Raw genomic sequence first — 13,604 nt, forward strand, 5'->3', positions numbered from 1 at the left:
GGCGAGGTTAGATTTTGCAACTTTTTGGAAGTTGTAAAATCTGCCCGAAGATTAATACCAGGCTTCGGTTTTTTTTGCAGCATTTACTGTAGTTACCACCCCCAGTAAATGTTGTTTGATAAACTGGTAAAGCAGGGTTTTCATTTTGTTTATATGGTCAGATTGTGAAGTCCATGTCTTTATATTGATGGTTTTCAGACAGGCAGCTCTCTGCATAGCTTATTACTTCGTCGTCTTCCATTATTGAGAGCTTGTTTTTAATTGGCAGATAGTCAATATCAGAGGGGATTTCGACGGCAAGATATTTATCGTTTAAACCTTCTGATGGGCAACCAAGTTCTTCGAACAGTTTGATCAATGTAATTATTTCCAATTCATCATCCATAATAATAATGTGGACGATTGAATTACCCGAATATTCAATTGTTTCAACATAGGTAAGCATGCCTGAAGCGTTATCAAATTCAGCCAGTACAATATCCCCGGAAGCCAATACAGGTACATAAAAAGGAATGTTGTCAATTTTATAAAGCCCTTTTTCTTTGTCAACCATTTCAGCCCACATTGTTTCGTTGGTATGTTCGTCCAAAATATCGCTGTAAAAGCTGAACAGGATTTTTACTGAATTTTCGTTAGACATTGTGATAAAAATAAAAGCTTAAATCTATTAATAACTGAACAGAATCGCGTGAATCCATTAATCCGCTTAATCCCGGTTCTGATTACTCCACATTTCCGGCCTTAACCCTTCGCTCCATCACTTCCCGCCAGGTGGTTAAAATAAAGCCATTATCTTTCAAAAACTTGCGCAGGCGCGGGTCCATCATAGCCATCAGGTCGCCTTTGCGCTTTTTGCTTTCGTTGCAGATGTTCTTGAACGATTCGGATGGATTGGTGCAGTGCATTATAACCATTGTTAATCCTGGGCTAAGCCTGCCTATGCTTTCGATATAATGGTCGGTGTAAAATTTTTGTATTTCCTTATCGGTTTTGTTGTCAATATCGGGCATTACCCAATCATAGCTGGAGTTATGCAGATCGTCCAATACAGGCAGGCCATTTTTCCAAAGCATGGCCCCGGTCTCTTTTGCTTTAACCAGCGGGGTGGAATCAGGAATAGTCATCCCTTCAACATATTTGCCTTGTTTTTTTAAGTCGGCTATGGCGGCGGCTTTTGCTTCAGAGCGGAAAAAAGTATCATCGCCGCCCGGAAACATCACGGGGATTTGTTTCTCGATGCCCAGTTTCAAATATTTCTCCAAAAAAGAGTCCTTGGCGAATAGCGTCCCCATGTGCGAGTCGAGGTGGGTGGGTTTAATGCCCATACTTACGGCGCGGTCAAGCTGGGCGCGTATTTCTTTATCAATCTCATCCGGTTTTGCGCTAAAATAAACACCAACAACTGCAGCTGGAAAGCAGCCCTCTTTATCAACCAGGCCAGGCACCGCCTGTTTGCCGGCCAATGGCCCCCAGCGGTAGTTATTCCATTCGGATGTTAGCGTAAGGTGAAGGCCTGCATCGGTATTTGGGTTTTTGTCGAGATACTTTTTAAAGTCAGACACCCAGGGGCAGGGTATCATAATGCTGGTTGAGGTAGCCACACCCTGGCCAGCCATCTCGGCGCCTTCGTTCGAGTCGTGCGACATACCTGCATCATCTACATGTAATATTAGCACCCGGGCACCTTTGGGCCAACCAAGCTTTTCGGCATAGGTTTTTGTTTGCTGGGCGTAGGTATGGGCAATAGCCAGCACGACGAGTAATAACGATACTATAATTTTTTTCATGGCTATAATAGTGTAACAATTAAAACTATGTCATTGCGAGTGCAGCGCGGCAACCGCGAACTTTACAGAGCGAAATGAATGGTATCGTCTTTGTACGAAGATTATGCAAGCGTGCGGTTGCCGCGCTCGTACTTCGCTCGCAATGACAAATTTTACAGATTTCAAACTAATCAACCATTCTCCACTCACCATTCACCAACTCACACCCTCAAATAAATCTTATTCTTATCCAATATCTTGCCGAAGCACCAGCAAACCAGCATATAGCAAATGGCAAATAGCAGCGACCCAATGGCCCCGGGTGCGACAACCTGGAATACTACATCGTTAATCCACCCGTAAAAATTGCTTTTTGGGGTTATTTGAATCATAAACAAACAAACCACAAACAGTTCCGAAAATAGATAAACCGGCAATGGGTTTTTACCCACAGTGGTAAAAAATGCCGTCCAGTTGCCTTTGTTCCATTCGCGTATTTCGACAATGTAAATAAGGGCCGATATGATCATCAAATCCAGACCGACAGTTAGCAAGGTGAATGGGCTCGACCATAATTTTTTAGAGATAGGGAAGGTCATGTTCCAGCAAAGGGCGATGAAGATAAACAACGCACCCCAAAGCATCAGCTTCGATATGGTTTCGTATCGTTTGCCTTTTTCCTGGATATAACGGCCGGCAAAATAGCCGCAGATAACGTTTACAATTGACGGCAAGGTGCTTAAAAAGCCTTCAGGGTCGAAGGCTACGCCCTCGCCGTGGTAAAGGTGATCGTCGCCTAACAGGAATTTATCAAGATAGGTGCCGGCATTTGTTAACATGCCATAAGGCTGCGCATGATCGCCAAAAATAAGGAGCAGGAACCAGTAGCCAAACAAAAGCAAAACGCTGATAATTACAATAACTTTTACTGATTTGATGAAATGCACCATCAACGAAGCAAACATATAACATAGGGCTATGCGCTGCAGCACGCCCAAAATGCGGGTATGGCTGATAGGTGATAAAGCAAAATGCCAGCCGGCTTTGTCATGTAAAAAGAAAGGGAACCACGACATTAAATACCCGAATAAAAATATCAATGCGGTGCGTTTGATGATTTTCCACACCACAGCTGAGTTGCTTTGACCGGCAAATTTTTTCATGGCAAAGCTCATGGCGTTGCCCACCGCAAACAAAAACGATGGAAATACAAGGTCGGTAGGGGTAAAGCCAAACCAGGCGGCATGTTCAAGCGGGGCGAATGCTGTAGCACCGCTGCCGGGCGTGTTTACAATAATCATAAAGCAGATTGTCATTCCGCGAAATACATCAAGCGAAAGAAACCTATTCGGGTTTTGGTCCATTGTTCAATAAAGGAGGTTAAGTTGTATCAGGATTATCGAGGTACAATATAGTCCGAAAGTCGGAAAAGTCGGTAAAGTCAGGAAAGATTTTTTTTGTTGCAATCGCCTGATACGATTCCGGCTTTTCTTTTGTTATTCGGGCTATACCGACTTCCGGACGTCCGGACTTTTTCCTACTTTTGAATTCCATGCTTACCATAACAAACCACACGCTCGAGAAACTGGAATTACTGCTGCGCACGGCAGGTTACCGGGTACGTTACGAGAAGGGTAACTTTAAAACCGGGGCATGCCTGTTGTTAAACAGTAAAGTAGTGGTAGTAAACAAATTTTCGGGATTGGAAAGCAAGATACTGGCCATAAGCGAGCTGGCGCGTGACCTTGAAATGGACTATAATTTACTGGACGATAAGCAAATAGCTTTTCACCAGCAGCTTAAACAAACAACACTGGAACTGTGAAGATAACTTTTTTAGGAACCGGAACTTCGCAGGGTGTACCTGTAATAGCCTGCAACTGCGAGGTTTGCACCTCGGACGATGCGCGGGATAACCGCCTGCGTACCTCTATTTTAATTGAGGATAAAGGAAAGGTTATTGTTGTTGATTCAGGGCCCGATTTCAGGCAGCAAATGCTGCGTGCCAATGTGCAGCGGCTGGATGCCATTGTGTTCACTCACGAGCACAAAGACCACATAGCCGGGCTTGACGATATCCGCGCTTACAATTACCGCCAGCAGGGCCCTGTTGATGTGTATGCCGATGCACGGGTACAGGCAGCGCTTAAACGCGAGTTCTATTATATTTTCGAGGAATTTAAATATCCGGGCATCCCGCAGCTAAACCTGCATACCATAGGCGCCGAGCCATTTGATATTGGCCACGTGCACTTTATACCGATTGAAGTTTTACACTATAAGCTGCCGGTATTGGGGTTCAGACTGAAGGATTTTACATACATCACCGATGCAAAAACCGTTTCTGGTGCAGAAAAAGAAAAGATAAAGGGAAGCCGTATCCTAGTTGTAAATGCATTACAAAGACAGGAACACATCTCACATTTTACATTTGACGAGGCCATAGCATTCGCCGGGGAAATGGGGGCCGAAACTACCTACTTTACCCACATCAGTCATAGGCTGGGCAGGCACATTGATATAACCAGGGAACTTCCGCGTGGTATTGAACTGGCTTACGATGGCTTACAGCTCGAAATATAAAATCGGATTTATTTAAATTCAACGAGACTAATCCTGTCAATAGCAGCGCAATATTGCCCAAGGTGCCCGGTATTATGCAAATCTACTTTGCCGCGGATCTTTATCTTTTTGTTATTTACCAATACAAATTCGCCGTTGGTGGGTTCAAATAAACCTGTACGGGTTCCTTTAAGGTATAGCGGACAATCCTGGCTAAAATTTATCCATAAGGCATGCTTGTTTGAGTGGTCGGTAAACAAACTGTCGTTATACAACGCCGATTGTTCTTTTGATTCCATGTAGGTACCAGAAACCTCAATGTACTGCTGGTCGTAAGCTTTAATATGGGTTACCAACTCATTAAACCTTACCTTTTTAAACGCTATGCCTTCATCGCAATTGCTGTTGTATGTCAGTTTGTTGCCTTTGCATCCCTGCATTGAAGCAATAATAACAAACAAAAAAGCAGTTTTGGCAAAAAGTATAATACAGGTGTGTTTTGCATAGGTAGATGCCATAACTCTACATTTAATTATACTTTAAAGCCGGGTTAAAAAGATTGTATGACCAGCTCGCCTGCCAATGGTTTAATTGAAAAATATATTTTTTTACAAATTGCGCATTCTATTCCGCATATGCTAAAAGTTTCTTTATTTGCGTTTAAACTTTACATTTAAATTAAAATAACCAATTTACATGAACAAAACACTCTTTTTTGCCTTATTGATGACTTTTGCAATTGGCGCCCGGGCGCAAGACTGGCCTAATATCGGCCATTACGACGATGCTAACCATAAATTGCAACCTGCCGTTGCTGGTAAAATCACCGCCGTTTATATGGGCGATTCAATTACCGACTTCTGGGTGAATAATGACTCTACCTTTTTTGCCGGCAATAATTATATCGACCGTGGTATAAGCGGACAAACTACCGGCCAAATGCTGGTACGCTTTCGGCAGGATGTAATAAATCTTAAGCCCAAGGTTGTAGTGATACTTGCCGGTATAAACGATATCGCCCAAAATAACGGCCCTGAAAAACTGGAGGATGTTTTTGGCAACATAGTTTCGATGGCTGAACTTGCAAAGGCTAACAATATTAAGGTAGTGATATCGTCGGTCCTGCCGGCCAACAAACTACCCTGGCGCCCTGCAATAACTCCAACCGAAAAGGTAATACAGCTTAATGCCATGCTAAGGGCATATTCAAATAAAAACCATATCGTTTACCTCGACTACTATTCAAAAATGGTCGACAGCGAAAAGGGGCTGCCTGTAAATTTGGCTAAAGATGGTATACACCCAACCCTTGAAGGGTATAAAGCGATGGAGCCATTGGCGCAAAAAGCTATTGCAGAAGCTTTAAAGTAATTAGAGATTGGTCGATTAGAGATTAGTAAGACTTAAAGCCGATTTTCTAATCTCTAATCTCCAACCCTTATTTCACCACCGGCAAAATTATCTTCGACTGATTTTGATAGATGTTAATAGTTTCCTTTACAAAATCCTCGTCTTTTGCATGGTAAATATCGATAAACTGCTGCGGGTTACGGTCAACCAGCGGGAACCAGCTGCTTTGTACCTGAACCATAATGCGATGTCCCTTTTTAAAGGTGTGGGCAACATCGGGCAACGTATATTTTACCTGTGTGGGTTTGTTAGGTACAAATGTTTCGGGTGCTGAATAGCTGTTGCGGTACCTGCCGCGCATTATTTCGGCGCGCACAAGCATCTGGTAGCCACCCATTGGTACGCGGTTAGGCGCATCGGTTTCAGCATAAATATCAACGTCATCGTGGCCCGCGTTGTCGGGGAAAACATCAATCAATTTTACCACAAAATCGGCGTCGGTGTTGCTGATGCTAACCAACAGGTCGGCTACAACGGGACCGCCGAGGGTAATATCTTTATCCAGCAAAGGTGTTTCGTAAACCAGCACATCAGGGCGACGGGCAGCGAAACGCTGGTCGTCTGTCATGTAATTGCGGCTGCGGTTAAAATGCACGTCTTCGGTGTAAGGAACAGGTTTGGACGGGTCGCTTACATAGCTGTCGAATGCGGGCGCAAAAGTGCTGATAGCATCAAAAGATAGTTTGCCTTTTTGCTCCAGGTACAGGTTAGTCGGCGTGGCGTCAACGGGCGGCCATTGCTTTAAATGGTGCCATTTATTTTCGCCGGTGAAAAATACTGTGGCTTTGCTGATACTTTCGACCGTGCCTTTCCCGCGCAGGTAATATTCAAAAAACGGTATCTCTATATTATCAGCGTAGTATTTGCTGGTGTTACTGTCCCATTGCACATTGCCCAAATGCGTGCCATCATTATTTCTCCATTGTTCGTGGTACCATGGGCCCATCAACAGGCGGTTATTTGTTTGCGGACTTTGCTTATCGATAGCCTGGTAAGTGTTCCAGGCGCCAAAACAATCTTCGGCATCAAAAATACCACCCACAACCAGCATGGCTGGCTTTACATTTTTTATGCCGACACGTGCATTCCTTGACATCCAAAAATCATCCCGATTGGGGTGCGCCATAATCTGGTTCCAAAACTCAAGGCTATCGCCGGTTAGTTTAGTCAAACTTGATATTGCTCCGGTTTTAAGGTAAAAAGAGTAATTGTCGAAATCAGGATAGTCGAAAGTTTTTGCGGCAACGGTAGTTGGTTTAGGGTGAGGTGCACCAAAGCCAGAACCCGAATAAAATGCAAAAGCATCCATCTGGAAAAATGCCCCGTTGTGGTGAAAATCGTCGCCCACAAACCAATCGGTAACCGGTGCTTCCGGGCTGACAGCTTTCAAAGCCGGGTGCCCGCTCAATGATGCCATGGTTGAATAAAATCCGGGATACGAAATACCGAATACGCCCACATTACCATTATTGTTCTCCAGGTTTTTCACCATCCAGTCGATCGTATCGTAGGTATCACTGGCTTCATCGATATCCTTGTTAGTTTTCTTGTTAAAGTTATAGGGCCGTACGTCCATAAAATGACCTTCGCTCATCCAGCGGCCACGCACATCGGCAATTACCATTATATAGCCCTTTTTACAGTATTCTACCAGGTGGTTAACCCAAAACGGGCGGTACTTGTCTTTACCATACGGCGCACAGGAGTAGGGAGTACGCTCCATCAGTATCGGATGCTTTTCTGTATTATCCTTGGGCAAGTAGGCCGATATAAACAGCTTTACACCATCGCGCATGGGGATGCTCACCTCTTTTTTGGTGTAATTATTTACAAACCAAACCGAATCGGCATTTTGAGCGAAGCTGATTGCAGGAATAAGCAGGGCTAACAGGACGTAATGTTTTTTCATTGTTGCTATTATTTAGATTGACATTTTTATATCGAGCGTCTCAATTTTTTGTCATTGCGAGGTAAGAAGCAACCGCGTACTATGCATGGCCGCCCTGTAAAGTTCGCGGTTGCCGCGCTCGTTCCTCGCTCGCAATGACATGTATTTTACTTCAAAACCGGCAACACCAGCTTCGATTCATCATGATAAATATTAATGGTCTCTTTCACAAAATCCGAGTCTTTTGCCTGGTAAATATCTACAAACTGTTGCGGGTTACGGTCGGCAAGCGGGAACCAGCTGCTTTGTACCTGCACCATAATGCGGTGGCCTTTTTTAAAGGTATGTGCAACATCAGGCAGTGTGAATTTCACCTGTGTTGGTTTGCCGGGCACAAATGCTTCCGGCTTTTCAAAGCTGTTACGGTAACGACCACGCATAATATCGCCGCGCACCAGCATCTGGTAGCCACCCATAGGGTAGCGTGTAACAGGGTTACGCGGTGTTTTTTCGGGCAATACATCTATCAGCTTTACCACAAAATCGGCATCTGTATTTGATATGCTAACTAATAGGTCGGCCACAAGCGGACCAGCAAGGGTAATATCTTCTTTCAGCGTATCGGTGCTAAACGTAAGCACATCGGTACGGCGGGCAGCAAAGCGCTGGTCATCCGTCATATACTCGCGGGTGCGGTTAAAATGTATTTGGTCGGCATAAGGCACCGGTTTAGCCGGGTCGCTGATGTAGGTGTCAAACGACTGCCCCTTTGCCGATTTGGTAAACGATAATTTGCCATTTTCTTCCAGGTAGATAGGGGTTGGCGTAACGTCCTGGGGTGGCCATTCTTTAAATTTCCGCCATTTGTTTTCTCCGGAGAAAAAAATGGTCGCCTTGCTTATTTCGTCCAGTGAACCTTTACCTTTCAGATAGTAATTAAACCAAGGTACTTCTATGTTATTCTGAAACCATTCCGCTGTATTACTGTCAAACCGGACGTTGCCCAGCCGGGTGCCGTCCTTACTTGCCCATTGGCCATGATACCATGGCCCCATCACCAGTTTGCTGGTAGTTTCGGGGCTTTTTTTAAGCAGCGCCTGGTATGTGTTCCATGCACCGTAGCCGTCTTCAGCGTCGAACAAACCGCCGACAACCAGCATGGCCGGTTTTACATTTTTAAAGCCGGAGCGCGCATCACGTGCTTTCCACCAGGCATCGAGGTTGGGGTGCTTCATCATATTGTCCCAAAATTCCAGGCTGTCGCCGGTTACTTTGGTAAAATGCGGCAGGGCGCCCATTTTTAAATACCAGGCGTAATTATCTGCACCGCTGATATCAAAAGTTTTAGCCGGTTTGGTGGTAGGAGCCGGTCGCGGCTGACTAAAGCCATATCCAACATGGAAATCGAACGCATCCATCAAAAATAACACACCATTATGGTGGTCGTCATCGCCAAAAAACCTGTCGGTAACCGGCGCTTGCGGACTAACTGCCTTCAAAGCAGGGTGTCCGCTCAAAGCAGCCTCGGTAGCATAAAAACCGGGGAATGAAATACCTGTTACACCAACGTTGCCGTTGTTGTCTTCTATATTTTTTACCATCCAGTCGATACTATCGTAGGTATCGCTCGCTTCGTCAATATCTTTATTAGTTTTTTTATTGGGATTGAAAGGCCTTACTACTTCAAATTTTCCTTCGCTCATCCAGCGGCCGCGTATGTCCTGGATAACTAAAATATAGCCTTCCTTAACATACTGCATCATATAGCTGCGCCAGTATTGACGGTAAGCCGTGCCATAGGGAGCGCAGGAGTAGGGGGTGCGTGTAATTAAAATAGGATGCTTTTCGGATTGATATTTAGGCTGGTAGATGGAAGTAAACAGTTTTACCCCGTCGCGCATCGGGATGCTTACTTCCTTTTTGATATAGTTATTTACAAACCAAACCGAATCGGCATTTTGGGCAAGGGTAACAAATGGCAAAAATAAAAATAGCAGAACGTATAGTTTCTTCATGATGGTCAGTTAACAGGTCAGCACGTAAATATGCTGATTATTTCGGAGAAAAATGAAAATTGGAATTGGTGAAGATTAGATTTATTGAAGAACCTTTGGGTTGGAAAAGAAATTTATTACTTAATTTAGTTATATGAATAAACGAGCGATGCTCCTGGAAAAAATAAAGGAACTCGGGTTTCCTCAAAAAGATGTATTTGTAAGTATCAAAGACTTTTTTGAAGGGAATGAGGATGATGCATCAATAGGCGTAAACATTTATCCGGATCCACCTTCGCTGCGGGAATTTTATGATACCTTGAAAGAGATAGAAAAAACTAACAAAACTGAAGGCGTTTTTGTCAGGATAACTGATGTCGACGACACCGACTGGTTCTACAGTGATACAATTTACCTCTTCGGAGACTATACTTTGGATGATGTAAAAAATATGTTTAAATTATTAAGGCCGAACGAAATATATGAAGGAAGAATGTACGATAGATCATCAAATATCTCGCACATTGCCCCAGGTATTAAAGTATATTCAATCTGGTGGGATTAAAATAGTACTTCCAAAAAAATAGCCGGTAAACATCTGTTTGCCGGCTACTAAACTCCATCCTTCATATTAACTATTTAAACTAAAATCTCAAGCCCTGTTAACTTATCGGTAATTGGCTATATAAAAATTAATTTTTATATTAGTTCCAATAAAAGGCTCCCGGCCTCGCGCCAGGAGTCTTTTTGATTTGATAAATTATTGATGAGCAGGGCGCTCAATGAGTGTACTTATACGGTAACAATTTTTTGAAAGTTTCAGTTTTTTTAAATTTTTTTTAGATAGCTGATTTCGGGCAAAAAACCCTGTTCCGTTAAGCTATAATATTGAGTTTGGAATTTCACCCTGTCGACCTGGTCCGGGGCCTCATGTGATAATCACCTGCTGTCAAGATCTCCGGGAGGACTTGTCCGCCCGGAGATTCTTAATAAGGCTAAATAGTCTCAAGTCGAAAGTCCTTAGTCCTAAGTCGAAAATGACGAAAACTCGACTTAAGACTTCTGAGTCAAGATTATTGGCCTCGTACAAAGCCCTACTTAATCGCCAACAAGTTTACTTTTTCAATAACCGGGGCTGTTGATAACAGTTCCGATGCATTAGCCATCAGGGCTGCGGCAATCTGGCCGTTAAGGTGGGCATCCCTGCCTTCCTCAGTTTCAAAGGTGTCGAATATGCCAAACGTTGAGGGCCCTAGTTGTAAAGCATACCATCTCACCGTTTGGGGTTCATCCTGCGCAAGTGGTAGGGCGCTTTTTAAAAATTCAATCACCTGGGTTTCTTTGCCCGGTTTTGCTTCAACCCGGGCTAATAATGCAAACTTTTCCATAAATAGTTTTTGTTTAATAAACGGTTTTTAACTGTTAACAGATGTTTGTCGCAGGCGTTTAATATTCCTTACAAAGAATAGGAATGTTGTTATTTGTTGCCGAAGAAGTAAAACAGCAATATAAAATAATACAAACCGTAAGGGCGAATTGTATTCGCCCACAGCGAAAAAGTGAATAGTTTAGTGCAAACTTGGCAAGGGCGTAAGCAATACCATAGCCGTTAACTTAAGCGGTGCTGACTTATTGCCCCCTCTAAATCTCCCCCGGTAGGGGAGATTTTAGCTTCGCTCACGTTCAATTTTTTTTAAGTCCTCCCTACCGGGGAGGATTTTTACATGAGGGCTTCGCCGTTTAGGAGGGGCCTTAGCCGCTTGCGAAGCTATAATTTCCTTAGGTTAACGGCTATGGATGTTTTATACGCCCCTACACTTATTGCAATCGTTTACTTTATTTCAATCGTTTTCTTTTCCAGTAAAACCCCGTTACCGTCTTTTATCTCCAGGCTATATTGTCCTTTAAAAAGGTAAAGCACATATTCATCATCACCAACAATAAACTGGTCTGCGGGTATACGTTTGCCTGGCTTTTCGTTGCCGTAAAAGGCTTGTACAAATTGCCCTGGCTTTAAATGCAAACTATCAAGGCTATAAAGCTTCCGCATGCCGCCGATACTGTTGTAAACTGGTCGCTTGCCCTTTACCAGGTACTGCGGAAAAATCACCGTTGCATCCACAAACTGCGTATGCCAGGCGCCGCTATCGTTTAGAGCAATAACAGGTCTGTTTATATGAGTTAGATTATTTACCGCTGCAAATTCTTTTGGGTTACGTTGCGGGTCCAGATGCTCAACCTGGCGGGTAGTTTCGATAGTGAATGGATTAATGCCGGTTAGCTCTGTAAAAAACTGCGCCATCTTTTTCCAGCTGTTTTCGCTGCCTTCGTGTATATGGTCGTAGCCGGCATAAACCAATAACCTAGCCTTGGGTTCGGTAATAAAAATCTTGTTTAAATTCCGGGCCATTACCGAGTCGCGGAAACGGCTGCAATAGTTTGGGTCTTTGCTTTTGTTGTCGCATTTTTCCGTGGATTCATAAGCAACCAGCTTAAAATGCAGGCGCAGGGCCTCGCGTATCATTTCGCCAAAAATGGGTTCACTTGTATAAGTGCCGGTAGTATAGTCCGGATATTGCTTTTGGTTTATTAAGGTGTCATCAAGCGTTTCTATTGCCAGGTAGCGGTAACCGGCATTGTAAAACTTTTTAAGCATCAGCAGCACAAATGCACGGTGATAGGGGAGATGATGGGCCTCGTTAATCATGACAACCTGGTGCAGCGTTGCGTGCGTGGTTAAATAATCTGCCGCATCAACAAACTTATGTCGTTTAATAAACGCGGTATCGTAACCAGCTCCTGTGGGTAAACCCCGGTCATGAAATGCAGCGCCGCTGTAAACCAGCGTTTGCTGGTAGTCGCCCAGGTATGAGTAATAAGTCATCATGGCCTGCCGCCAATTGCTTAAACCTAAAAAATCGGAAGCGTCGGCTTTAATATTGCTGAGCGCTTTAATCGGGGCAAGGTAATTCTCTGGTTCTTTACTGGTTATTATCCCAGCTGTTTCGGATGAGTTTTGGGCTGGAGTTTGAGCAATTAAAGTATTAACGCCGATGGCAAACAGCAGGATATAAATGGCCGAAAATCTTCTCATAAATCAAAACTAATAATTTAGTTTTTAACCGTGAAGATTATTTGAAATTTAGTTACTATCGCATATTAGTTGGAGTAGTTGCTCCTTCACCTGCCGGGTAACTGGCCCAATCTTCCTATCGCCAATCTCTTTGCCATCAATAGCTGCAACAGGGTAGGCGTATTGGGTTGTGCTGGTTATAAAGGCTTCCTGCACATTTGCAAGGTCATTCAGGGTAAAGTCTCTTTCAAGGATGGTATATCCATCTACTTTAAAATTCAACACCTTGCTGCGGGTTATGCCACGCAAAATATTATTAGCAGCGGTTATAATTTCGTTACCAGATACAATCCAAAAGTTGGCCCGCGGGCATTCAGTAATAGTGCCGTTGTTGTGATACAAAACATCATCAAAGCCGTTTTCTTTCATAAAAGGATGAAGCCTAACAGCCATTAAATAATCAATGGTTTTAATTGATGGCAGCTGCCGCTGGTGATTCACAGTAGCCAGTTTTAACCCTGTTTCTACCTGGTTCCCTTCCTTAAAACTGAGGGGGTATTGCAGGATGATCAAATTTGGTTTGCCCATTTTGTAACCATCTTCTGAGTAGCCGCCGGTAAGTAACAATTTTATACCCGAGTTGGGCATATTGTTCTTTTCCATTAGCTCAGCTATGGTTTTTCTCAGCTCGTCCCGGTTAAGCGTTGCCTCCAGGTGCATTTCTTTCGCCGAGTTGTAAAACCGGTTAAAATGGTCCTCCATAAATACCGGGCGACCATCAACCACTTTAAAGTAGTCGAAAATGCCATAGCCCCGGTGCATGGCCAGGTCGCCAACGCCAACTTTGGCATCGGCTGCTAAAACAAGCTCATTATTTATGGATACGTATTTGGCAGCCATTTGATTACAAT

General features: G+C 43.7%; 13 protein-coding genes. 4 read left to right on the plus strand and 9 right to left on the minus strand.

Translation table 11 applies throughout. The features are described from left to right. Positions 1-157 precede the first annotated feature (157 nt). From NAF19_RS09315 to NAF19_RS09325, 3 genes are all read right to left on the minus strand, one after another. Positions 158-640, minus strand: coding sequence for a DUF4265 domain-containing protein (locus NAF19_RS09315; RefSeq protein WP_252789771.1), 483 nt, complete (start codon positions 638-640; stop codon positions 158-160). A gap of 82 nt (positions 641-722) precedes the next feature. After that, the gene (locus tag NAF19_RS09320; RefSeq protein ID WP_252789772.1) at positions 723-1,787 is read right to left on the minus strand and encodes a polysaccharide deacetylase family protein; all 1,065 of its coding nucleotides are present in this window, start codon (positions 1,785-1,787) and stop codon (positions 723-725) included. Positions 1,788-1,987: 200 nt separating this feature from the next. Then, positions 1,988-3,130, minus strand: coding sequence for an acyltransferase family protein (locus NAF19_RS09325; RefSeq protein ID WP_252789773.1), 1,143 nt, complete (start codon positions 3,128-3,130; stop codon positions 1,988-1,990). Between the two features lie 188 nt (positions 3,131-3,318). Between NAF19_RS09325 and NAF19_RS09330 the strand changes: the two genes are divergently transcribed. Next, positions 3,319-3,591: a hypothetical protein gene (locus tag NAF19_RS09330; protein ID WP_252789774.1), complete on the plus strand. Its 273-nt coding sequence runs from the start codon at positions 3,319-3,321 to the stop codon at positions 3,589-3,591. Next, positions 3,588-4,349, plus strand: a complete 762-nt coding sequence (locus NAF19_RS09335) for an MBL fold metallo-hydrolase (protein ID WP_252789775.1) — start codon at positions 3,588-3,590, stop codon at positions 4,347-4,349. The genes NAF19_RS09330 and NAF19_RS09335 overlap by 4 nt, the downstream gene beginning before the upstream one ends. 8 nt (positions 4,350-4,357) lie before the next feature. Here the strand turns inward: NAF19_RS09335 and NAF19_RS09340 are convergent, their stop codons facing one another. Beyond that, entirely contained in the window at positions 4,358-4,846 is a 489-nt protein-coding gene (locus NAF19_RS09340; RefSeq protein WP_252789776.1) for a hypothetical protein, read from the minus strand. 178 nt (positions 4,847-5,024) lie between these two features. On the opposite strand from NAF19_RS09340, the gene NAF19_RS09345 reads away from it, so the two are divergent. Beyond that, on the plus strand, positions 5,025-5,699 hold the full coding sequence (locus NAF19_RS09345) for an SGNH/GDSL hydrolase family protein (protein ID WP_252789777.1): 675 nt from the start codon (positions 5,025-5,027) through the stop codon (positions 5,697-5,699). Positions 5,700-5,766: 67 nt separating this feature from the next. On the opposite strand, the gene NAF19_RS09350 is transcribed toward NAF19_RS09345, so the two are convergent. Continuing rightward, entirely contained in the window at positions 5,767-7,647 is a 1,881-nt protein-coding gene (locus NAF19_RS09350; RefSeq protein WP_252789778.1) for a CocE/NonD family hydrolase, read from the minus strand. A 146-nt stretch (positions 7,648-7,793) separates the two neighbouring features. After that, complete coding sequence (locus tag NAF19_RS09355) at positions 7,794-9,641, minus strand: CocE/NonD family hydrolase (protein WP_252789779.1); 1,848 nt, start codon at positions 9,639-9,641, stop codon at positions 7,794-7,796. Between the two features lie 133 nt (positions 9,642-9,774). Here NAF19_RS09355 and NAF19_RS09360 point away from each other — a divergent pair, with 133 nt between their 5' ends. Then, the gene (locus tag NAF19_RS09360) at positions 9,775-10,185 is read left to right on the plus strand and encodes a YfbO family protein (RefSeq protein WP_252789780.1); all 411 of its coding nucleotides are present in this window, start codon (positions 9,775-9,777) and stop codon (positions 10,183-10,185) included. Between the two features lie 529 nt (positions 10,186-10,714). Here NAF19_RS09360 and NAF19_RS09365 read toward each other — a convergent pair. The 3 genes from NAF19_RS09365 to NAF19_RS09375 form a co-directional block, all read right to left on the minus strand. Then, positions 10,715-11,008 carry a putative quinol monooxygenase gene (locus tag NAF19_RS09365; protein WP_252789781.1) on the minus strand — a complete coding sequence of 98 codons (294 nt, stop codon included), beginning with the start codon at positions 11,006-11,008 and terminating at the stop codon, positions 10,715-10,717. Positions 11,009-11,451: 443 nt separating this feature from the next. Beyond that, a complete protein-coding gene (locus NAF19_RS09370; protein ID WP_252789782.1) occupies positions 11,452-12,714 on the minus strand; it encodes a hypothetical protein in 1,263 nt (420 codons plus the stop codon). A 48-nt stretch (positions 12,715-12,762) separates the two neighbouring features. Next, positions 12,763-13,593, minus strand: a complete 831-nt coding sequence (locus NAF19_RS09375) for an aminotransferase class IV (RefSeq protein ID WP_252789783.1) — start codon at positions 13,591-13,593, stop codon at positions 12,763-12,765. Positions 13,594-13,604 lie beyond the last annotated feature (11 nt).

Origin of the sequence: Mucilaginibacter flavidus (assembly GCF_024055575.1) — a bacterium.
Lineage (GTDB): Bacteria > Bacteroidota > Bacteroidia > Sphingobacteriales > Sphingobacteriaceae > Mucilaginibacter > Mucilaginibacter flavidus.